The sequence below is a fragment of the Sphingobacterium sp. CZ-UAM genome (genome assembly GCF_002000245.1).
GTDB lineage: Bacteria > Bacteroidota > Bacteroidia > Sphingobacteriales > Sphingobacteriaceae > Sphingobacterium.
The window spans coordinates 26,904-48,737 of the sequence record NZ_MTCM01000003.1 but is presented as its reverse complement, the minus strand read 5'-3'; the positions used below and the strand labels follow the sequence as shown (position 1 = coordinate 48,737).

General features: G+C 41.9%; 18 protein-coding genes. 6 read left to right on the top strand and 12 right to left on the bottom strand.

Going from position 1 to position 21,834, the window contains the following annotated elements; genetic code table 11:
- The first annotated feature begins 2 nt into the window (after positions 1–2).
- The 6 genes from BWD42_RS14130 (at position 3) to BWD42_RS14105 (ending at position 8,386) form a co-directional block, all read left to right on the top strand.
- Positions 3–1,625 (top strand): RagB/SusD family nutrient uptake outer membrane protein, encoded by a 1,623-nt coding sequence (locus BWD42_RS14130; protein ID WP_077437362.1) that lies wholly within the window; start codon positions 3–5, stop codon positions 1,623–1,625.
- A gap of 110 nt (positions 1,626–1,735) precedes the next feature.
- Positions 1,736–2,188 (top strand): hypothetical protein, encoded by a 453-nt coding sequence (locus tag BWD42_RS14125; RefSeq protein ID WP_077437055.1) that lies wholly within the window; start codon positions 1,736–1,738, stop codon positions 2,186–2,188.
- Positions 2,189–2,317: 129 nt separating this feature from the next.
- Positions 2,318–4,138 carry an aryl-sulfate sulfotransferase gene (locus tag BWD42_RS14120; RefSeq protein WP_077437054.1) on the top strand — a complete coding sequence of 607 codons (1,821 nt, stop codon included), beginning with the start codon at positions 2,318–2,320 and terminating at the stop codon, positions 4,136–4,138.
- A gap of 29 nt (positions 4,139–4,167) precedes the next feature.
- On the top strand, positions 4,168–5,379 hold the full coding sequence (locus BWD42_RS14115; protein WP_077437053.1) for a glycosidase: 1,212 nt from the start codon (positions 4,168–4,170) through the stop codon (positions 5,377–5,379).
- A gap of 145 nt (positions 5,380–5,524) precedes the next feature.
- Positions 5,525–6,430 carry an endonuclease/exonuclease/phosphatase family protein gene (locus BWD42_RS14110; RefSeq protein WP_077437361.1) on the top strand — a complete coding sequence of 302 codons (906 nt, stop codon included), beginning with the start codon at positions 5,525–5,527 and terminating at the stop codon, positions 6,428–6,430.
- A 42-nt stretch (positions 6,431–6,472) separates the two neighbouring features.
- The gene (locus tag BWD42_RS14105; RefSeq protein WP_077437052.1) at positions 6,473–8,386 is read left to right on the top strand and encodes a sodium:solute symporter family protein; all 1,914 of its coding nucleotides are present in this window, start codon (positions 6,473–6,475) and stop codon (positions 8,384–8,386) included.
- Between the two features lie 111 nt (positions 8,387–8,497).
- On the opposite strand, the gene BWD42_RS14100 is transcribed toward BWD42_RS14105, so the two are convergent.
- From BWD42_RS14100 to ilvB, 12 genes are all read right to left on the bottom strand, one after another.
- The gene (locus tag BWD42_RS14100; RefSeq protein ID WP_077437051.1) at positions 8,498–9,013 is read right to left on the bottom strand and encodes a DUF2911 domain-containing protein; all 516 of its coding nucleotides are present in this window, start codon (positions 9,011–9,013) and stop codon (positions 8,498–8,500) included.
- Between the two features lie 299 nt (positions 9,014–9,312).
- Entirely contained in the window at positions 9,313–10,560 is a 1,248-nt protein-coding gene (gene ilvA / locus BWD42_RS14095; RefSeq protein ID WP_175992065.1) for a threonine ammonia-lyase IlvA, read from the bottom strand.
- Between the two features lie 220 nt (positions 10,561–10,780).
- Complete coding sequence (locus tag BWD42_RS14090) at positions 10,781–11,944, bottom strand: 2-isopropylmalate synthase (RefSeq protein WP_077437050.1); 1,164 nt, start codon at positions 11,942–11,944, stop codon at positions 10,781–10,783.
- Between the two features lie 66 nt (positions 11,945–12,010).
- The gene (gene leuB / locus BWD42_RS14085) at positions 12,011–13,084 is read right to left on the bottom strand and encodes a 3-isopropylmalate dehydrogenase (protein WP_077437049.1); all 1,074 of its coding nucleotides are present in this window, start codon (positions 13,082–13,084) and stop codon (positions 12,011–12,013) included.
- Positions 13,085–13,188: 104 nt separating this feature from the next.
- Entirely contained in the window at positions 13,189–14,667 is a 1,479-nt protein-coding gene (locus BWD42_RS14080) for an ATP-binding cassette domain-containing protein (RefSeq protein ID WP_077437048.1), read from the bottom strand.
- The gene (leuD, locus tag BWD42_RS14075; RefSeq protein WP_077437047.1) at positions 14,661–15,251 is read right to left on the bottom strand and encodes a 3-isopropylmalate dehydratase small subunit; all 591 of its coding nucleotides are present in this window, start codon (positions 15,249–15,251) and stop codon (positions 14,661–14,663) included. The genes BWD42_RS14080 and leuD overlap by 7 nt, the downstream gene beginning before the upstream one ends.
- 41 nt (positions 15,252–15,292) lie before the next feature.
- Entirely contained in the window at positions 15,293–15,814 is a 522-nt protein-coding gene (locus BWD42_RS14070; RefSeq protein ID WP_077437046.1) for a PEGA domain-containing protein, read from the bottom strand.
- Between the two features lie 29 nt (positions 15,815–15,843).
- Complete coding sequence (gene leuC, locus BWD42_RS14065) at positions 15,844–17,241, bottom strand: 3-isopropylmalate dehydratase large subunit (RefSeq protein ID WP_077437045.1); 1,398 nt, start codon at positions 17,239–17,241, stop codon at positions 15,844–15,846.
- Between the two features lie 178 nt (positions 17,242–17,419).
- Positions 17,420–18,901, bottom strand: coding sequence for a ketol-acid reductoisomerase (ilvC, locus tag BWD42_RS14060; protein ID WP_077437044.1), 1,482 nt, complete (start codon positions 18,899–18,901; stop codon positions 17,420–17,422).
- 45 nt (positions 18,902–18,946) lie between these two features.
- Positions 18,947–19,411 (bottom strand): DinB family protein, encoded by a 465-nt coding sequence (locus tag BWD42_RS14055; protein ID WP_254846238.1) that lies wholly within the window; start codon positions 19,409–19,411, stop codon positions 18,947–18,949.
- Positions 19,412–19,425: 14 nt separating this feature from the next.
- Positions 19,426–20,016, bottom strand: a complete 591-nt coding sequence (ilvN, locus tag BWD42_RS14050; protein ID WP_077437042.1) for an acetolactate synthase small subunit — start codon at positions 20,014–20,016, stop codon at positions 19,426–19,428.
- A gap of 8 nt (positions 20,017–20,024) precedes the next feature.
- Positions 20,025–21,767, bottom strand: a complete 1,743-nt coding sequence (gene ilvB, locus BWD42_RS14045) for a biosynthetic-type acetolactate synthase large subunit (protein ID WP_077437041.1) — start codon at positions 21,765–21,767, stop codon at positions 20,025–20,027.
- Positions 21,768–21,834: the final 67 nt, after the last annotated feature.

Below are 21,834 nucleotides of genomic sequence, written 5' to 3'. Positions count from 1 at the left end.
AAATGAAGATTTCAATTAAAAAATATACAGCGGCCGCTGCGCTTCTTTTATTAATGGGAAGCTGTAGTAAAGATTTTCTCAATCATATTAATCCCAATAAGCCAGTAGCGGAGATTTTTTGGTCGAATGAAAGCGAAGTACAGGCGGCTATGGCGACAGTTTATTCCCCTATCCGAGGACAGATGGAAGGATATTATGGGGCCTATACAGGGTGGCAGACGATGAATCGTGCGGATGATGTTTGGTTTCTGGCAGGGGAGGAAAGGTTTACTTGGGAATACGCTACATTTCTAAATTCTCCAGGAACTGGAGGAAGCGATTTCGGAAGTTTGTACAATGGAATTAACCGAGCCAATGTGCTTTTGTATAATATTGGTAAAGTTGCGATGGATGAAACAAAGAGAAAGCAATTGATTTCAGAGGCTACTTTCTTGCGTGGTGTTTATTACTTTTTGCTTGCCTCCAATTATGGGGATGTACCGCTATTACTGGTTCCGGCAGATGTTGACCCTGAAAACAAGCCATCAAGCCCTGAGGCTGACGTATGGAAGCAAGTGATTCTAGATTTTAAGGCTGCCAAGGAAAACTTGCCGGTGACCCGTCCCACTGCAGAAGCAGGTCGAGTAACGAAGGGGGCAGCGATTGCCTTTTTAGGAAAGGCATTGGTTTATACCAAACAATATGGAGAAGCCGAAACCGAGTTGAAAGCGCTATTAACTGCTCCATATAACTATGATCTAGTTGAAAATTTTGAAGATAATTTCAAAGATAACACAAAGCTCAATAAGGAGTCAGTTTGGGAGTTGGTATACGACGGTAAATATGGTTCAGATGGTATCTGGGGATCAGAAAACCCGAATAGTCGTCAGGGCTTTATTATCCCCAATTTTGCAGGACCTGCTGGCACGGGAGCCTGGTTTAAATTGGTACCTGGTATTTCTGTCGTTCGTGATTTTATAGCAGAAGAGCGCCCGAAAGGATCAGACACACGCTTTGATAAGCGGATGTACACCAGTTTCTACTGGAAATATTCGGATTATGAAACTGGTCTTACGGATGGAGCCTGGTTCGGAAATCTTTCTTTTGATAAGTTGTGGTCGGAATCCATGGCAAAGATTTCAGCAAATCCCGGCTTGGTATATCCGAAAATTGATAATAAGGAAGGACGTTTCCTGATTAAGAAATATACCAATTTCTTTAGAAATGTATCTGGGGGTAACAGCATGTATGATGCTGCAAATACAAACAATAACTTTCGTTTGCTGCGTTTTGCTGAGGTATTGTTGTTGCATGCAGAGGCCTGTGCTCGAAATGGAAATACTGCTGGAGCTGCCGCTAGTTTAAAACGCGTTCGCGATCGCGCAGGTTTGGCAAATAAAACTTGGGCCAATGCAGATGAATTGATGAAAGAGGTAATCAGGCAAAATGAATTGGAATTTTTCTTTGAGGGGCATCGGTTTTTCGATCTAAAACGTTGGTATGCCTATGCCGATATGAAAAAGATCTTTGTAGATAACAAAAAACAGGGTGCCGCAGAGTTTCAACCAAAACATTATTATTTGCCTTTGCCAGAGAGCGAGATAAATACCAACACAAAAATTCAGCAGCATCCGTTGTGGAGATAAATCAGGAATAGCTTACAGCTTTGTTTATGGTTACAAGCTGTAAGCTATCCAATTTACTTGGTGAGAAATTTTAATGATAAACTCAATTATAATTTTAAAAATAGTAAATTATGAATTTTTTAAAATCAATTCCACTTTTAATTTGTGCAGCAGTTAGCTCGGCCTATGCAAACTCTACTTCCGATAAGGACAAAAATGTGCAACCAGGTAAACAAACTGTTGAAAAGAACTTGGCCACTCAAGGCACCGTTAAAATTGTTGCTGGTGCGACGCTTCGCCTGAACAATAATACCGCGTACACCTTAACAGCAGGTGTGCAGTTGTGGCGCGGTAATGATGTCATTAATTTGAGTTTTCCTTCCGCACCCTGGTCTAATATTTTATACGAAAATATTCCGGAGGGCACCTATAGTATTTCAGTTTATGGGGCGGGCATGTTTGAATATGAATATTGGATTCCTCAATTGGGGGAAAAGAGAACAGGCAATTCAGATTTTTATGGTATTCAATTTTCAGCTGACAAGCCGCTGGGTATTTTTTGCAGTATAAAAAGCGGTAATTAAACAATTTTATTCCTCAAACAGCAGTAAATGATAGTACAGTACTGCACACATAAACCTAAATTTTTATCCAGTAGCAGAATTCCTGCTACTGGAATATTAGAAAAAGCGCCATTTTAACAAAATAAATGTATGATAGCAACGAGAAAAATAGGAAGTACTTTTGCAGATTTGTTCTTATATGGAGCAACCTTTCTGTTGCTGTTTGTTTCTTGTAAGAAAGATCGAGAAACGCCAGTAGAATTACCTGCCAAACAATCCTTGAATGCAAAGGTAGAGGGGGGCGAATTGCTGCTAGAAGTCACAAAGAAAACGGATGAGTATATCTTCAATTTTGAAAAAGGAAGTGTAAATGTCCCACTGCAGAACATTTCAAAAATAGACGCTGAACTAGCCCGCTGGCGAACTGAACTTACATTTAGTGATGGTTCCAAATTGGCAATTCCAACGAAAGGTACATCGCTTGATTATATCGTTGAGAACATTAAAATCAATCCTTCGGGATACAATCCCTTGGCGGCATCAGTGGATGTCGGATTACCAACATATGGTCGTGTGAAGGTAATAGTGCACGGTAAACAAGGTAAACAAGGTACGATCAGCCATCTCTGTACAAGCGAAACGCAACGTCAGCGTATTCCCATATTGGGTTTGTATGCCGATTATAATAACGTTGTCGATCTGATTTTTACCGATCGGGAAGGCAATGAAAGAGGGAAAACGACCCTACATATCCAGACTGCAGCATTGAATGTACAGGACTTTCCAAGATGGAAAATAGTAAAAGCCCAAACTGGTAAAATGGAGCCGGGAGTCAATCTGGTGCATTATCCCGGAAGAAGCGAAGCGGATGTTTCTCTTCCTTATATGGTTGATCAAGAAGGGGAATTGCGCTGGCTTCTACAGTTTAAATCATCGCCTGATTTGAAACGTCTCTCTTATTCTATTGGTCTTAAACGAACCAAAAATGGAACATTCATTGCAGGTGATCAGGCGCAGCAAAGGGTAGTGGAAATTGATATGTTCGGTAATCTCAAGCGGGAATGGGATCTCGCTAAACTGGGATTCGGATTTCATCACGAAATTACAGAGGCTGCCAACGGCAATTTTTTAATAACAGTCACAAAAACAGCCGCACGTCTGGTTAATGGTGAGCCTCGTATCAATGACTTTATCATTGAACTGAATCCCCAAACAGGGGCCTTGGTCAATGAGTGGGACCTGGCCAAACAGCTGGATACTGCCCGTTACGTAAAACCTGATGGTATTACACCGCCTGCATTTTCTCAGACAGCAAATAACTGGGCACACAACAATTCCATTGCCGAAATAGGTGATGACCTATTGGCGACATTACGTTATCAGGGAATTGTACGTTTTAACCGCGCTGGCCAAGCCCAATGGATGATTTCACCGCATAAATTCTGGGGAGCCAATTACCAGTCGTTGTTGTTGAAACCCGTCGCCGAAGATGGTACAGCGATTACTGATCCGGCTGTCATCAATGGTGATGCAAGCAGCGCAGGATTTGATTGGCCTTGGGGACCGCATACGCCAGTAGCGCTTTCCGAAGATCGTATCCTGGTCTTCGATAATGGTTATAATCGAAGCTGGATACCCAATTTTGGATCAGGTGCAAACAATTATAGCCGTGTTGTAGAATATAAAATTGATAGGACCAAAAAAACAGTCCAACAGCTTTGGTCATATGGAAAAGAAAGGGGAGGAAGTGCATTTTCTCAGGCTTTATCAGGGGTTCAATACCTGTCGCAAACGGGCAATGTGCTATTTTTCCCTGGTATGGGTGTGAAAACGAGCATAGGGACCGGAGGCCGTGTGATGGAAATTGATCCAAAAACAAAAGAAGTGCTGTTTGAACTTGAAATAGCAACTAGTAGCGGCACTGCTTTTCACCGGGTGACACGTATTCCACTTTATCCAGCGAATCTATAATAAACTATTTTTTGAACTTACGTAATTTTATGTCCGAATCCTTTAAATGCCAGCAAGCTTACATTATTGAAACACAGCGTTTATTAATCGAAAAAACAAATGTTGGATTATCCAGTGCCGGTAAAATCGTTACGCGTTATTTTAATCCTGTCGTCACCAAAGAACATATTCCGCTGACCTGGCGCTACGATTTCAACCCTTTGACAAATCCTCATTTTTTGGAGCGGATTGCCTTCAATTCGACGATGAATGCCGGAGCTTTGTATTGGAAAGGAAAGTATCTGCTATTCGTTCGTGTGGAGGGGGTAGACCGAAAATCTTTTTTTGCAATTGCCGAAAGTGACAATGGTATTGACCATTTTCGTTTTTGGGATCATCCTGTCTTACTTCCAGATTCGGAAGCTGATGAAACCAATGTCTACGATCTGCGGCTTACAACACATGAAGATGGTTGGGTTTATGGGATTTTCTGCAGTGAACGTCGTGCCTCAGATGCTGCCCCGGGAGATCTCTCCAGTGCGGTAGCTTCCGCGGGGATCATCCGGTCCAAAGATCTGATACAATGGGAGCGCCTGCCTAATTTAAAAGCAACTAGCCAACAACGGAATGTGGTACTTCACCCTGAGTTTGTGCAGGGCAAATATGCATTCTATACACGCCCGCAGGACGATTTTATTTTGGCAAAAAGTGGTGGCGGCATCGGATGGGCGCTAGTGGAGGATATCACTAAAGCTGTTATCCGGGAGGAAAAGATTATTAATAAACGTTTTTATCATACCATCAAGGAACTTAAAAATGGGGAGGGACCGGCACCACTAAAGACGGAAAAAGGTTGGTTGCATCTTGCACATGGTGTCAGGGGGACTGCAGCGGGTTTACGCTATGTGTTATATCTTTATCTCACGAGCCTAGCGGATCCAAGTGAATTAATCGCGGAACCTGCGGGCTATCTCATGGCGCCAGAAGGAGAGGAAAGGGTGGGCGATGTATCCAATGTGCTTTTTTCCAATGGCTGGATCATGGATCCGGATGGAACGGTGTACATTTATTATGCGTCTAGCGATACGCGGACACATGTTGCGGTTTCTTCTATAGCGAAATTATTGGATTATTGCCTGAATACACCGGCAGATGGACTCCGTTCAGCAGAATCACTGCGTAAAGTGGTTAATCTAATTGATGATAATATGCGGTATATAAATAATAAAAGTCGGGGGGAGGTCGGACGGCTTTCACAATAGCACTCGACCAACAAGAAATACAAAGTGTACCCGAGTTATAGTAAATGATCGTAAATTGTATGCCTAAAATAGTGTGCTTAGCACAGGTTATGCAAAGGGAGATGAAATATATGATAACAAAATGTGCAATGAAAAAAACAATGCTATGTTAAAGAATGTTTGTGCTAAAATTCTCGCTTTGATCAGTCTTTTCAGCTTGGCGTTTTCGGTGCGGGCTCAAGAATCGGAGACCTTAAAAATTATCTCCTATAATATCTGGAATGGCTTTGAGAAGCAGCAGGACCGTAAAGATAAATTTAGTGATTGGATTCGAAAAGAGCAGCCTGATATTGTTGCATTGCAGGAACTGGTCGATTTTAAGCAAACAGATCTCGCACAATTGGCCAAAACATATGGCCATCCCTATACGGTTTTATTAAAAGAGAAAGGTTACCCCGTCGGTATCTCCTCGCGTTATCCAATTACGCTGATTAAAGCGCAGGTGGATAGCTTCTGGCATGGCATGCTACATGTAAAGATCAAAAACTTAGATCTTATTGTGACCCATTTAAGTCCCTTTTCCTGGAAATATCGACTGGGAGAGGCAAGACAAATTGTAGAATATATAAAGACTAACCGTTTGGACAACTGTATCATTATGGGAGACCTGAACGCTTATTCTCCGTTGGATGCCAGCTGGTTGGAGCCGAAGTCTGCATTGAAGGCGAATCTAAGAAAATGGGATCAGGAGCATCCACAATATGGCAATATGAACGGTAGTAGATTTGATTATCGTGTATTGTCAACTTTTATGGCTGCAGGTTTTGATGATTGTATCGGACGCGCTGTGTTTCCTGAGTCCAAACGGGCTAGCTTCCCTACAGCCACGCTCTATAATTGGAAATGGGGAGACGCCCGACTGCCTGCTGTTTCCGAACGTTTGGATTATATTTTGTTATCTGAAGCTTTAGCCCCGCATGTGCAACAGGTAGAAGTTCATAATGGCGCAGCACTTGAAGGGATATCCGATCATTACCCGGTGTCGGTCGTCATTGATCAATTGGAGAAATAGAAATATAATTGTAGATTGCGGATGACCACGAAAAGAATATTCATGGAAATTTCCGTAATAGATATAGTTATCATCGTTAGTTATTTAATAGCGATGATTGTAATCGGTTTGATCCTCAAAAAACGAGCCGCTAAGAATCTCGATTCCTATTTTTTAGGCGGGAAGACCCTGCCTTATTATATGCTCGGTATTTCTGATGCGTCAGGTATGTTCGACATTTCGGGGACCATGTGGATGGTCTATCTTGCTTTTGTATATGGCTTAAAAAGTATGTGGATTCCCTGGTTATGGCCTGTTTTCAATCAGATCTTTTTGATGGTCTATTTATCTGTCTGGCTTCGACGTTCCAATGTTCTGACCGGAGCAGCGTGGATCCGTACGCGTTTTGGTCATGGTCGGGGTGCAGACGGGGCGTACACCATTGTGATTCTATACGCTATTGTTGCGGTACTCGGGTTTTTATGTTATGGTTTTATTGGTATAGGGAAATTCATGGAGGTTTTTTTTCCATGGGAGCAGGTATCCCGCTTTATTCCCTTGACGATTGACCCTGCAATGGCGCCTCAATTGTACGGCATTTTCTTTACCGCAATCACGACTTTTTACGTCATGCTTGGGGGAATGCATAGTATTGTCTGGGCGGATATAGTCAAGTTTGGCATTATGATTATTTCGGGGATTGCCATTGCTGTGATTGCCATGCAGCAGGTTAGTCCCGAGCTATTGGCGGCTAATACGCCAGAAGGTTGGGATTCGCCCTTCTTTGGTTGGCAATTGGATCTGGACTGGAGTACTTTACTTCCTTCCATCATGGACCGGATCGCCAATGATCAGTATAATCTTTTTACCGTATTTGTCATGATGATGCTGTTTAAGGGTATATTTATGAGCATGGCAGGACCGGCGGCCAACTATGATATGCAGAAGATATTGGCCTGTAGATCTCCGAGAGAGGCGGCTTTGATGAGTGGTTCGGTGTCGGTGATCCTACTTATTCCGCGTTATCTGATGATCATGGGTTTCACAGTGCTAGCACTTGTGTTTTTTAGGGATGAATTTGCGCAGATGGGCAATCAGATGGATTTTGAGATCATCTTGCCCAAAGCAATCAGCCGCTTCGGCAAAGTTGGGCTGACTGGATTATTGTTGGCAGGTCTATTGGCGGCATTTATGTCTTCATTTGCATCAACGGTGAATGCTGCACAGGCCTATCTAGTAAACGATGTGCTGTTGAAGCTTATGTACCGGTCTGCCTCTCCCAAAAAGCAGATCCGTCTAAGTTATATTGTATCGATTGCAGTGGTCGTCTGCAGCACGGTTATAGGTTTGTATGTGCAGAATATAAATTCGGTTTTGCAATGGATTGTCTCCGCTCTTTATGGTGGTTATATCGCAGCAAATGTATTGAAATGGCATTGGTGGCGTTTTAACGGCGCCGGATTTTTCTGGGGAATGTTGACCGGGATATTTGGAGCAATCCTATTACCGCAAATTTTTCCGGATACACTGCCGCTGTATTTCTTTCCTGTTTTGTTTGCCTTATCCCTATTGGGCTGTTTTGCCGGTACATGGCTATCCCAGCCTACCGAAGAGGACGTGTTAGTCGATTTTTATGTGCGTGTACGTCCTTGGGGATTCTGGAGGCCTATTCATCAAAAAGCGCTCGCAAAATATCCTGATCTCAAGAAGAATAATCATTTCAAACGGGATATGGTGAATGTAGCGGTGGGTATCTTATGGCAATGTTGTCTAACCTTGGTGCCGATGTATATTGTGATCAAACAAGGGCAGGGTTTACTTACAACAATCCTTGTATTGGGTATTACGACGCTAATCCTAAAAAAGAACTGGTACGATAAAATGAACCGTGATGAGGAGGAGTATAACGCCTTTATGGTAAAGTACGGCTTGAATAAAACAGATAAGACCGTTACTGAAAAGACGATTATTGACTAAGCATACGAATTGCTTTTTGACCATATAAAAGCTTTCCGATCCTATAACAATAGGCTACCCGTCGTACTTTGACCGGTAGCCTATTGTTATAAAACGGACTTATGGGATCCGCTAGTTGCTTGCCTTGACTTTAAAAGGGACGGCATATTCTCCCCATTCCAGGGAAATATTCCCATCTGCGGTCGCGTTTATCTTGAACTGTTCCTGCATATTGCTGCTGGTACTATTGCTAACAGAAACGCGCAGAGCATCATCTTTAGCATCATATTTTGTACCCCATTGGTTCCACACTTTGCTGAACATCAAGGTTGTCTCATGCTCTCCGGGGATGCTGTAAAGACCGTATTTCCCTGCTGCTAGCTTTTTACCCTCTACGAGTACATCTTTGTTGAACTCGATCGTGGTGGCTTCATTGGCGCCCGTACGCCAGACTTTTCCAATGGGGGCGATATCGACGCCGAGCTTGCGACCTTTCAATGAAGGACGGCTATAGTTGATGTCAATTGTCACACCGTCGGTGGTCGTTACTTTCGTATTGGCCGGAGGACTTGGACGTTTACTTTTGTCTTCCTGTGCGAAGGTAAGCTGACCGATTAAGGTCAGAATCGTTAAAATTAGTACTCTCATTTTTCTTGTAGTATTGATTAAACACTTAAATATAAGATTTTTATATCATGAAAAATAGCATAAATTTTAACCGCTATAATGGACTTGCGTGAATGGCGCAGACTGATTTTCGGAATGGTTGATAAAATGAGCCGATTTTACCCATTTTGCTCTTGTTAAGCTATTGAAATGTAATTTTCGGAAAGGGTATGCTGCACAGTTTTGACAATGGGGCTGCGTTCTTTCCTATATAAAAATGCCTCCATAAAGTTCGTTAAACTTCTGGAGGCATTTTATACCTAAATGGTGGATTTATATTTTTAGACCAGATACTCAAATAAAGTTTGATCTTTATTGATTTCAATAACATCAAATTTGTATTCTTTCATCCTTGCGATCAGTGTTTCGTAATCTTCAGGCTTGTTGAGCTCAATACCGACCAAAGCGGGACCTCTTTCCCGTTCTGTTTTTTTGATAAATTCAAACCGGGTGATATCATCTTTGGGACCGAGAACTTCGGATACAAAAAGTTTCAACGCGCCTGGTCTTTGTGGGAACCGGACAATAAAATAATGCTTGTAACCTTCATAAAGTAAAGACAGTTCTTTGATCTCACTCATGCGGTCAATATCATTATTGCCACCAGAAATAATACAGACGACTTTCTTACCTTTAATTTCGTCTTTGTGGAACTCCAATGCGGCGACCGAAAGTGCGCCCGCAGGTTCAACCACGATTGCATCCTTATTATATAGTTCCAGAATGCAGGTACAGATTTTACCTTCGGGGATGGAACGTGTATCATCCAGCAGCTGCTTGGCGATGGCGAATGTTGTGGCGCCTATTTTTTTCACAGCAGCCCCATCCACAAACTTGTTGATATGCTCGAGTTCAAAAGGGGCATCGTTTTCCAACGCGGCCTGCATCGATGGTGCTCCCTCAGGCTCGACGCCATAGCACTTGATTGCTTTGTTTTTACTTTTCAGGTAGTAGCTTGCACCCGCAGCGAGTCCACCACCACCGATCGGTATAAAGATCGCATCCATATCGGGTAGATCCTGTAATGCCTCTACCGCTACCGTGCCTTGTCCTTCCACAACTTTGAGGTCATCGAATGGCGGAATAAAAGTCATTCCATGTTCTTCCGTATAGGCCAGAGCCGCTTTTTGACAGTCATCAAATGTATCGCCGGTCAATACAATTTCAACATTGCCATTGCCCCACATTTCGGTCTGGGAGATCTTTTGGCGTGGGGTTGGTCCAGGCATAAATATGACGCCCTTAATGTCTAATTTGTTGCATGAAAAGGCTACCCCCTGAGCGTGATTACCTGCGCTGGCACAGACCACACCACGTTGTCTTTCTTCTTCTGTCAACGAGATAATTTTATTGTAGGCACCCCGCAGTTTATAGGAACGTACCACTTGTAAATCTTCTCGTTTGAGATAGACTTCCGCGCCATATTTTTCAGATAAATGTCGGTTATATTGTAAGGGCGTACGATTGACCACAGATTTGATACGCTCAAGCGTAGCTTCGGAATCGATGTTTAGGGTTGATAGATTCATAGTTAGATGATATGTCTAATGAAGGTAGTAAAGAAAACGGGGATATCCGCCGCGATGCTAGAGATGCTACCTATGTTGTGTTTAAATTTGATTTAAATTCAGTTGATTTTTATGAAAAAGATCAGGCGTACATAGTACAAAAAAGTTTATACATGTTATTGCAGAATCCTCTTAAAAATGTATTCCTGATAAAAAAAGGCTGCATGTGCAGCCTTCCTTTTTATATCTTTTCTTGGATGAGGCTTTTTAGGTCATCATCGCAAATATTTTTCTTTTCGTCGGCCAAAACCAAAAAGCGTTGATAGCAATCTGCTAGGTCATCTTTTTCAAGATGAAAGCCCAAACGCTCTAAATGGTGTTTAAGTGCATGTCTACCTGAACGCGCCGTTAAGATAATATCTGCTTCATCCAAACCCACATCTTCTGGTCTGATGATTTCGTAATTTTCGCGGTGCTTCAAAAAACCATCCTGATGGATACCTGAACTATGGGCAAAGGCATTCCGTCCAACAATTGCTTTATTGGGTTGCACAGGCATGTTCATCATTTCACTCACCTTACGGGACAGGTAGGTAAACATACGGCTATCGATATTTGACGTTAAGCTACCGAAAGCTTGGTTATGTACTTTAAGGATCATTGCTACTTCTTCCAAAGAGGTATTTCCCGCGCGTTCACCGATTCCATTGATGGTACATTCAACCTGACGGGCGCCGTTCTGTATAGCTGCGATAGAGTTCGCAGTAGCAAGGCCTAAATCATTATGGCAGTGTGCCGAGATAATTGCCTGATCAATATTGCGTACATTTTCCTTGAGATACTTGATTTTGGAACCATATTGGTCCGGTAAGCAGTAGCCGTTGGTATCTGGAATATTTACGACCGTTGCGCCGGCAGCAATGACAGATTCAACCATTTTAGCTAAAAATTCCAGATCTGCACGACCCGCATCTTCGGCATAAAACTCTACATCTTCCACATAGGATTTAGCATGTTTTACAGCTGCTACTGCACGTTCTAAAATTTCTTCACGTGTACTATTGAATTTATACTTGATATGCATATCCGAAGAGCCAATACCGGTATGGATACGCGGACGCTTGGCAAATTTCAATGCTTCTGCAGCTACATCAATATCATTCTGATTGGCACGGGTCAATGCGCATATAATAACATCATTCACCGCCTTGGATAGTTCTACTACAGATTGAAAATCTCCGGGACTGGAAACAGGAAAACCAGCTTCGATAATATCAACCCCTAGTTTTTCTAAGTCCTTTGCGATCTCAATTTTCTCTGGTGTAGTTAATTGGCATCCTGGTACCTGTTCGCCATCACGTAATGTGGTGTCGAAGATATAAAGATGATTAGGATCGTGTAACATAATTTCTTAATTCAAAAGATTTATAAAAAAACGTAAGAAGCAAAACTCCCCACGCATATCTCATTATTATTTAATAAACGCTAATACTTTTTCACCCATTTCCTGCGTACCTAAGATTTTTGATGCATCGGTGTTACTATTGGCGATGTCACCTGTTCTCCAGCCAGCTTTCAACGTTTCAGCAACAGCGTTGGTGACCGCTTTTGCTTCCTCCTGAAGACCAAAGCTAATGTCAAGCATTAGGGCTGCAGATAAAATGGAAGCAAGTGGATTCGCTTTATTCTGACCCGCAATATCGTGTGCTGAACCGTGGATAGGCTCAAAGAAACCTGTGCCATCACCCACTGAAGCGGAAGCCAACATACCCATTGAACCGGCAATTTGTGAAGCTTCATCGGTCAGGATATCACCAAAAAGATTAGCCGTTAATACAACGTCAAATTTTTTCGGATTTTTAACCAATTGCATGGCTGCATTATCGATAAACATGTGCTCCGTTTCCACATCTGGATATTCTTTGGCAATCTCTTGGACTACTTCTCTCCAAAGGCGAGAGGTTTCTAAGACATTGGCTTTATCAACCGAGCATAATCTTTTGTTACGTGTACGGGCTGCGTCAAAAGCTTTGCGTGCGATACGCTTTACTTCATAACGGTGGTAATTCATCAGATCCGAAGCGAAGGTATTGTCTTCATTACGGTTTTTCTCACCAAAATATACATCGCCTGTCAATTCACGGAAGAAAAGAATGTCGGTGCCGCGAAGAATTTCAGGTTTTAGGCTTGAAGCATCCAATAATTCATCAAACAAAAGGATTGGACGAAGGTTGGCGTAAAGTCCTAGTTCTTTGCGGATTTTCAATAAGCCCTGTTCTGGTCTTACTTTAGCTGAGGGATCATTGTCATATTTGATATGTCCAATTGCACCGAAAAGAATGGCATCGGATGCCTTTGCCTTCGCCAATGTTTCATCTGGAAGTGGGTTGCCAGTCGCTTCAATTGCAGTATGTCCCATGATGGCCTCATCAAAGTTGAATTCATGGCCATAATTTTCACCGATTTTCTCTAAAACTTTTTTACCCCAGGTTGTTACTTCTTGGCCAATGCCATCTCCAGGTATGATTAAAATATTTTTGTTCATTGTATTTTAGTATTGAGATATTAGATCTGAGTACAGAGACGCTAGCTCGTGCCTGATCTGTTATCTTTTTTATTTGTTTCTAATTAATGGGTTTTCCACAATTTTTATGTTGATAAAACCTCTTTTTTGTGGATAACTCGTTCCACGGATTTAATTTCACCTCTTTCCAGTACCATCCTGTTATCTATGCAGGTCGGCAATTGGCTCTGAAAATGACCGACATATATCAGCGTCTGCCCATTCTTGCTCAGGTCATCGATCACATCGTTGAAATATTGCGATTGCTCCTTGTCCAACCCTTGACAAGGTTCATCTAGTATAAGTAATTCGGGATGTTTTACGATTGTTCGCGCTAAGAGTACCAGTCGCTGTTGGCCTAAAGGTAAAGATCCCAAAGTTTTATGCTTTACATCTTTGAGATCAAAGAAATGGAGCACTTGATCGAGCTTCTGCTGTTGCTCGTAGCCTAATTTCTGATAAAGACTCATTGAGTCGAAAAAGCCTGAAGCGATGGTCTGGCCTACGTTGGCATTCATATCGTAGTACCAATGTAATTCGGGCGAAATAATTCCAAGGTGTTCTTTGATTTCCCAGATACTTTCTCCTGATCCCCGTTTTTTACCAAACAAGTGTATGTCATTGGCATAGGCCTGCGGATGGTCTCCATTGATCAGACTTAATAAAGTTGATTTCCCTGAGCCATTATGACCCTGCAATAGCCATTTTTCACCTGCTTTCACTTCCCAGTCAATGTTTTTTAAAACCTCCTTATCGCCATAAGAAATATGGACTTGCTTCATCTTGACCATAATCGGGGCGGAGATTTTTGGCGATTTCTGTAAAAAATAAGGTAATTCCTTTCGCTTTCGTGGTACTCCTTTCGAAATTTCGCTGCTGTTTTGGCGAATGACTATTTTCCCATCCTGGATTTCGGCAAAGCGATTGATGCAATCCGGCTGTTCATCATCATTCGTAATCAACAGTAGTGATACGCCCTTTTCTGCAAGCTGATCAAAGATTTGATTCAAATCTTTTCTAGACTGTACATCCAGCCCGGTATAAGGCTGGTCGATAATCAAGACCTGTGGTTGAAGCCATAACGCTTTGACCAACTGTAGCCTTTTGTGTTCGCCACTGGAAAGTTCGATCAGTTGTTGATCTTTGAAGTTTTCAAACCCAAAAATGCTGAGGTAGGGTGTGACATCTTCAAAGGCTAACTGTTCGTCCTTTGCATAATGCTTTAATTCCGCAAAGACCGTTAAGGTATCGTTTTTTGCAAATTTGTTGTAGCGTTGTTGATAATAGAAATTGCGATCACCCTCCAGATTGGTAAATTGAAACCAATTGGAGACGTAATGCACAATCGCTGGCAAAGGGCTTTCCCTATCAAGATGAAAGGATAGGGTACCCTCGTATTTTAGTTGTCCAGTAATTGCTTTTGCAAGCGTCGTTTTTCCCGTGCCACTTGGACCGCCAAGGATCCATTGTTCTCCGGGGAAAATTTGCCAATTTAACTCTTGCAGTATGGTATCTTTACCATGCTGAATAGTTAAATTGGCAATATGGACGACTGGGTCTACCATTTTCTTGTTGTTTCAAATGATTCAATTAGATCTTTTTGATTCAGGATAAAATCGATATCATCGTATCCATTAATCAAGCATGATTTTTTGTATGGATTGATTTCAAATTCAAATTGATCGCCAGTCTCTGTTAACATAACTGTTTGTTTTTCGAGATCAACGATAATTGCTGTGTTTGGATTTTGGTGGACCAATTCGAAGATTTTGGCTAAGAACTCATCAGAAACCTGTATCGGCAATACGCCATTGTTAAGGGCGTTACCTTTAAAAATATCTGCAAAAAACGAACTGATAACAACGTCAAAGCCATAGTCCTGGATTGCCCATGCAGCATGTTCACGGCTAGAGCCGCAGCCAAAGTTTTTACCGGCCACTAATATCTTTCCGGAATAAGTGGGGTTATTCAATACGAAATCTGCTTTAGGCTGATTTTCGCTATCAAAACGCCAGTCACGGAACAGGTTGTCTCCAAAGCCCTCGCGTGTGGTCGCTTTTAGAAAACGTGCCGGTATGATCTGATCGGTATCAATATTTTCGATAGGTAATGGAACTACCTGTGATGTTAAAGTTTCAAATTTTTTCATTTTTTTAAAAAGTCAAAATAAAAAACCAAAAGCTTTAAATATTAGCTTTCTGTTTTTTTATCTGTTTTATTTTCAGTCGAACTATAGTTGTTCAAAACCTTTTCCCGTTGTTGTTCGTACTCCTCTTTGGTGATGAGCTTGTCCTCATACATCTTTTTCAGCTCTTGTAATTTCGCTGCTATTGATGTATCTGTTGTGGTTTCTTTTTTTGTCCCTGCACCCAATGGTATTAGTTCGTATGTATGTTGGTCTTTATATTTCATTGTCCATAGAAATGGAACCAAGACAAAAATACCGCCTATAATAGCGCCGACATCAGCTTTTTCATTTCGTGAGAAACTTGTTGAGAATGGTTCATACCCCTCTTTCTCAATTTTCAGGTTAGTCGTACTACCAACGATTTTTGTGTCTTTATAAGAATATGGTGTTGTCCCCGCATATTCACCTTGAATATAAACTTTTGCACCAACTGGATTTGACTGAATCATTGTTGTGCTTGCGCAACTGGTAAAAAGTGTCGCTCCGGCTAAGATGATAGATGTGATCTTAATGTTACTTTTCATTTTTAGATTAATATATTATAGTTATTTTCTTAGATCAACTCTCTAACATCTGTTATTTTGCCAGTTACTGCTGCTGCTGCTGCGGTGAGTGGCGATACCAACATGGTACGTGCATTAGGTCCCTGACGGCCTTCGAAATTTCTATTTGAAGTTGAAACACAATATTTGCCTGCCGGGATTTTATCTTCGTTCATTCCTAAACATGCCGAGCATCCTGGTTCACGCAATTGGAATCCCGCGGCTTCAAATATTTTATCCAAACCTTCTTCTTTAGCTTGTTTTTCAACTTGTTTGGAGCCCGGTACGATCCATACTTCAACATCCTGTGCTTTTTGTTTTCCCTTCACGAAAGAAGCTACTTCACGTAAATCTTCAATACGGGAATTCGTACAGCTCCCGATAAATACATAATCAACACGGTTACCCAAGACAACGGAATCGTCTTTAAAGCCCATGTAGTCTAAGGCTTTTTGATACGAAGGTCTTTCCGATTCCGGTTGTGCACTGGTTGCTGGGATATGTTCTGCAATACCCATACCCATGCCCGGATTTGTACCATAGGTAATCATCGGAGCGATATCTGCTGCATCAAATGTCAATACCTTATCGAAGATCGCGTCTTCGTCTGAATATAATGTTTTCCAGTAGGCAAGGGCATTGTCCCAATCTTCTCCTTTTGGCGCGAATTCACGGCCTTTCACATAATCAAATGTAATCTGATCGGGTGCAATTAAACCGCCACGAGCGCCCATTTCAATACTCATGTTACAGATGGTCATCCGTGCTTCCATACTCAACGAGCGGATTGCTGAACCTGCATATTCGATAAAATAGCCTGTCCCACCTGCCGCAGAAATCTGAGCGATAATATAGAGAATAATATCTTTTGCGCCAACACCCTTTTGTAGGGTACCATTGACTTCAATTTTCATGGTTTTAGGTTTGGACTGCAATAAACATTGCGTCGCAAAGACCTGTTCAACCTGAGAGGTTCCAATACCAAATGCAATAGCTCCAAAGGCACCGTGTGTCGAGGTATGGCTATCTCCACAGACCATTGTTTTACCCGGCAGTGTGATACCTAACTCCGGACCGATCACGTGTACAATCCCTTGATAAGGATGTCCCAAACCATAGAGTTCAATGCCAAATTCAGCGCAATTTTTGGTCAGCATATCGACTTGATAGCGCGATAACTCTTCTTTGATCGGTAAATGTTGGTTGAGGGTCGGTACGTTATGGTCGGCAGTAGCTACCGTTTGCTTTGGACGAAAGACTGGAATTCCTCTTTTGCGTAAGCCATCAAAAGCTTGAGGTGAAGTAACCTCATGAATTAAGTGGGTGTCGATATACAGAATATCTGGAAACCCTTCTTCACGCTTGACGACGTGAGCATCCCAAATCTTTTCTACTAATGTTTTTGACATTTTTATTCTCTCTTATGTTATTTTTATATTAACCAAGGTGATATTGTAAATGTCTCAATATCACCTTGGTTTTAATATACTAAATTACGAAATTTTCATGATTTAAAGACACATATGTCTATTGAATTCACTTGGATATTCGTTTCGGCCGTAAAAAAACAGCTGATTTGTATGATTTTTAAACAGTTTTGATCGCTTTCATGGCAGTCATCGCTTTACGCAATTTGCGGCCAACGATTTCTACAGGATGCTCGCGTAAAATTTCATTGATGGCAACCAATTGTGCATTGTCAACAGCAGCATCTTTACCTTCGTTGAAGTTTTTACCTACTAAATCTGTATCCACAGTTTTCATGAAATCAGCCAATAACGGTTTACAAGCCTGATCGAATAAGTAACAACCGTATTCTGCTGTATCAGAAATAACACGGTTCATTTCGAACAATTTCTTACGTGCAATTGTGTTAGCGATCAAGGGTGTTTCGTGCAGTGATTCGTAGTATGCTGATTCCGGTTTGATACCAGCTTCAACCATTGTTTCAAATGCCAATTCTACCCCAGCACGAATGAAAGCGACCATCAATGTATAATTGTCGAAGTATTCTTGCTCGTTGATTTTAACATCGGCAGCCGGAGTTTTTTCGAAGGCTGTTTCACCTGTTTCGGCTCTCCATTTCAATAAGTTTGCATCACCGTTTGCCCAATCTTCCATCATGGTCTTGCTGAAGTGACCTGACATGATATCGTCTTGGTGTTTTTGGAACAATGGACGCATGATATCCTTCAGTTCTTCAGAGATCTCAAAAGCTTTTACTTTTGCAGGATTGCTCAAACGGTCCATCATACCGCTTACGCCACCATGTTTCAAAGCTTCAGTGATCACCTCTACACCATATTGTACCAATTTGGATGCGTAACCCGCGTCGATTCCTTTTTCGACCATTTTGTCGAAAGATAAGATCGAACCTGTTTGCAACAATCCACAAAGAATCGTTTGCTCACCCATTAAATCTGATTTTACTTCTGCGACGAAGGATGATTTCAATACACCGGCTTTGTGACCACCTGTTCCCACACAATATGCTTTTGCTTCAGCCCAACCTTTTCCTTGTGGATCATTTTCTGGGTGAACGGCAATCAAAGTAGGTACACCAAATCCACGAAGGTATTCTGCACGAACTTCCGAACCCGGACATTTTGGCGCAACCATGATCACAGTGATATCTTTACGGATCTGCATTCCTTCTTCAACGATGTTGAAACCATGTGAATAAGACAATGTAGCTCCCTCTTTCATCAATGGCATCACGGCGTTGATCACTGATGTATGTTGTTTATCTGGAGTCAAGTTGATAACTAAATCCGCAGTCGGGATCAATTCTTCGTAAGTGCCTACGTTAAAGTTATTGTCTGTAGCGTTTTTCCAGGAATCTCTTTTTTGTTCAATAGCCTCTTTACGTAAAGCATAAGAAACGTCCAGTCCGCTATCTCTTAAGTTTAAACCTTGGTTCAAGCCTTGTGCACCACATCCTACGATTACGATTTTTTTACCTTTTAAAGCGTTTACACCATCCGTGAATTCGCTGTTGTCCATGAATTCAGCGTGACTTAATTGTTCTAACTGCTCTCTAAGCGGTAAGGTGTTGAAATAATTTGCCATTGTTTTACTTTCTTTCTGTTATTGGTTGTTGATTATTTATTTTAATTATTGTACTAATCTGCGTTGAGCCATTGCGTAACCGAAATGAACGTTATCATGTCCTGATGTCAGGGCAATAACTTCTTCAATTGTGTCCATTGGGTAACCGTAGGTTGCTGTTGAAAAAGAGCTGATTTCTCCGAAAACACCATTTTCATAGTCAGTGGCAATTTGCTCGATACTGCGGATTGCAATTTCTTTCAATTCATCAATTTCCGCTTGTTCGACAAAGCGGGTTGGTTTAGTATCTTTTTTATAATCTTCGTTATATTTCACCCAAGAAGTGTCGGCTTTGATTCCTGTGCGGACATAGACCAAGGTCTGTGTACTGACAACGATATGAGCAAAGTTCCAGATGATATTGTTATTAAATCCTGCTGGAATTTTGTTGAGTTGTTCTGGGGAAAGTCCATCAATTAATTCGATGAATTTCTGACGCGACTTGAGGATAAATTTAAATGTTTCTTGCATGATATTTTTAAAACTTACATCGTAAATACGTCGTCTCTTTTGTCGAGATATTCATTTTCAACGATTTCAATAGAGGGTTCCTTCGCCTCAAACTGAACGAGTTTGGAGTGGAAACCGGCGCTATCTTTAATGATTGCAATACGTGCGCCGCGTACAAATTCGATCAAGCCATATTTGGTCAGTTCTTCCGTTAACTTATCGATCTCTTCGCGGTGACCTGCAGTTTCAAAGACGATATAATCATTACGGATAACAACCACGTTGGCTCCATATTGACGTAGTAAACGCTCCACATAAACTTTTTCATTGACCACGTCCGCAGGTACCTTATATAGCGCCTGCTCTTGCCAGATCACTTCATCATTGGTGTTGTAGTAGGCTTTAAGAATGTCGATCTGTTTTTCCAACTGACGACAAAGCTTCCGTAGCACCTCTTCTGCTTCAGTAATCACAATAGTGAACCGATGTATGCCTTCTACTTCGGAAGGGGAGGTATTCAGGCTTTCGATATTGATTTTTCTTCTTGAAAAAATCGTGGAGATCCTACCGATTAGACCGATAGAATTCTCCGTGTATAGGGTAATGGTATATTCTTGTTTTTCCATTTTCAACTTTACTTTAAGCGGATCTCTGATACGGATGTTCCTTGTGCGACCATGGGGAATACATTGTTTTCTTTTCCTACCATGACTTCCAATAAATAAGCACCATCGTGTTCAAGCATGGTCTGAAGTGCAGTGCGGAGATCTTTCCGTTCTGAAATTTTCTGACCATCGATATAATATCCTTTGGCAACAGCAACAAAATCAGGACTGGTGATATTCACGAATGAATAGCGCTTGTCATGGAACAGTTGTTGCCATTGGCGTACCATTCCCAAGAACTCATTGTTAAGGATCAAAATTTTCACCTTCGCGCCAAATTGCATAATGGTTCCCAGTTCTTGAATGGTCATTTGGATACCGCCGTCACCGATAATGGCTACAACAGTTTTCTCGGGAGCACCATACCACGCGCCGATAGCTGCCGGAAGCCCGAAGCCCATTGTTCCTAAACCACCTGAGGTCACATTGGATTTGCTGTTATTGAACTTGGCATAACGACAGGATACCATTTGGTGTTGGCCTACATCTGTTGTAATGATGGCATCACCGCCTGTCAATTCATTCAACACATTGATGACCTCACCCATGGTCATAATATCGGTTTGTGGGTGAAGTTCATTTTGGATGACTTCTTTGATTTCTTCTTTTTCAAGTTCGCGGAATTGTTGAAGCCAAGCGGAGTGATCCACGGCTTTAACCAATTCTGTAAGCATTGGCAGCGATTCTTTACAGTCGCCCCATACCGGTACGGTTGTCTGTACGTTTTTGTCAATCTCTGCAGGGTCGATATCCAAATGGATTACTTTTGCCTGTTTGGCATATTTGTCTAAACGACCTGTTACACGGTCATCGAAACGCATGCCGATAGCAATTAGGACATCACATTCATTGGTCATGACATTTGGTGCATAATTTCCGTGCATTCCCAACATCCCGACATGAAGTTTATGGTCAGTAGGAAGCGCACTCAATCCCATGACAGTAGCTGCTGATGGAATTCCGGTCTTTTCGATAAAAGCTTTGAATTCTTCTTCTGCTTTACCTAGGATGACACCCTGTCCAAAAAGAACAAATGGTTTTTTTGCATTGTTGATTAACTCAGCAGCCTGTTCGACATACTCCTTACGCACTTGTGGGGCAGGTCTGTAGCTACGTACATGGTTGCATTTTTCGTAACCATAATAATCGAACAATTGCATTTGCGCATTTTTGGTGATATCAATCAATACCGGCCCCGGACGACCGGTGCTGGCAATATAAAATGCTTTTGCGAGTGCAGCTGGAATTTCAGTAGCGTCGGTGACCTGATAGTTCCATTTTGTGACCGGTGCGGTGATATTGATGACATCCGTTTCCTGAAAAGCATCTGTCCCCAATAGTGAGGCAAAGACTTGACCTGTGACACAGACAATAGGATTACTGTCGATCATGGCATCAGCCAGTCCAGTAACTAAGTTTGTCGCTCCAGGGCCACTCGTCGCGAAGACGACACCAGTACGACCTGAAGTTCTTGCATAACCTTGCGCCGCGTGGATTCCACCTTGTTCATGGCGCACTAAAATATGCTTCAGACGATCCGTATAATCATAAAGGGCATCATAGATGGGCATAATTGCGCCACCCGGATAACCAAATACGGTATCAACTCCTTCGCTCAATAAGGCTTCCAAAACAGCTTTCGATCCCGAAATTTGTGTCGGCGTTTCCTGCTTGGTAGCAGCCTTATTTTCTGTTATTTCCAGTGTACTCATATTGATTAGTATTGAGATATTAGATTTTAGATGAGAGACATTATATTTGAGATTGAACTCTTCAGCC

What these genes read in the sequence shown, in the direction of transcription:
- leuC (WP_077437045.1), bottom strand. Translation starts at nt 17,241, where the DNA reads ATGTCAAAAACATTAGTAGAAAAGATTTGGGATGCTCACGTCGTCAAG.
- BWD42_RS14080 (WP_077437048.1), bottom strand. Translation starts at nt 14,667, where the DNA reads ATGGTAGACCCAGTCGTCCATATTGCCAATTTAACTATTCAGCATGGT.
- BWD42_RS14125 (WP_077437055.1), top strand. Translation starts at nt 1,736, where the DNA reads ATGAATTTTTTAAAATCAATTCCACTTTTAATTTGTGCAGCAGTTAGC.
- BWD42_RS14100 (WP_077437051.1), bottom strand. Translation starts at nt 9,013, where the DNA reads ATGAGAGTACTAATTTTAACGATTCTGACCTTAATCGGTCAGCTTACC.
- leuB (WP_077437049.1), bottom strand. Translation starts at nt 13,084, where the DNA reads ATGAACAAAAATATTTTAATCATACCTGGAGATGGCATTGGCCAAGAA.
- BWD42_RS14105 (WP_077437052.1), top strand. Translation starts at nt 6,473, where the DNA reads ATGGAAATTTCCGTAATAGATATAGTTATCATCGTTAGTTATTTAATA.
- BWD42_RS14130 (WP_077437362.1), top strand. Translation starts at nt 3, where the DNA reads ATGAAGATTTCAATTAAAAAATATACAGCGGCCGCTGCGCTTCTTTTA.
- BWD42_RS14110 (WP_077437361.1), top strand. Translation starts at nt 5,525, where the DNA reads ATGTTAAAGAATGTTTGTGCTAAAATTCTCGCTTTGATCAGTCTTTTC.
- BWD42_RS14055 (WP_254846238.1), bottom strand. Translation starts at nt 19,411, where the DNA reads ATGCAAGAAACATTTAAATTTATCCTCAAGTCGCGTCAGAAATTCATC.
- ilvC (WP_077437044.1), bottom strand. Translation starts at nt 18,901, where the DNA reads ATGGCAAATTATTTCAACACCTTACCGCTTAGAGAGCAGTTAGAACAA.
- leuD (WP_077437047.1), bottom strand. Translation starts at nt 15,251, where the DNA reads ATGAAAAAATTTGAAACTTTAACATCACAGGTAGTTCCATTACCTATC.
- BWD42_RS14115 (WP_077437053.1), top strand. Translation starts at nt 4,168, where the DNA reads ATGTCCGAATCCTTTAAATGCCAGCAAGCTTACATTATTGAAACACAG.
- ilvN (WP_077437042.1), bottom strand. Translation starts at nt 20,016, where the DNA reads ATGGAAAAACAAGAATATACCATTACCCTATACACGGAGAATTCTATC.
- BWD42_RS14090 (WP_077437050.1), bottom strand. Translation starts at nt 11,944, where the DNA reads ATGTTACACGATCCTAATCATCTTTATATCTTCGACACCACATTACGT.
- ilvB (WP_077437041.1), bottom strand. Translation starts at nt 21,767, where the DNA reads ATGAGTACACTGGAAATAACAGAAAATAAGGCTGCTACCAAGCAGGAA.
- ilvA (WP_175992065.1), bottom strand. Translation starts at nt 10,560, where the DNA reads ATGAATCTATCAACCCTAAACATCGATTCCGAAGCTACGCTTGAGCGT.
- BWD42_RS14070 (WP_077437046.1), bottom strand. Translation starts at nt 15,814, where the DNA reads ATGAAAAGTAACATTAAGATCACATCTATCATCTTAGCCGGAGCGACA.
- BWD42_RS14120 (WP_077437054.1), top strand. Translation starts at nt 2,318, where the DNA reads ATGATAGCAACGAGAAAAATAGGAAGTACTTTTGCAGATTTGTTCTTA.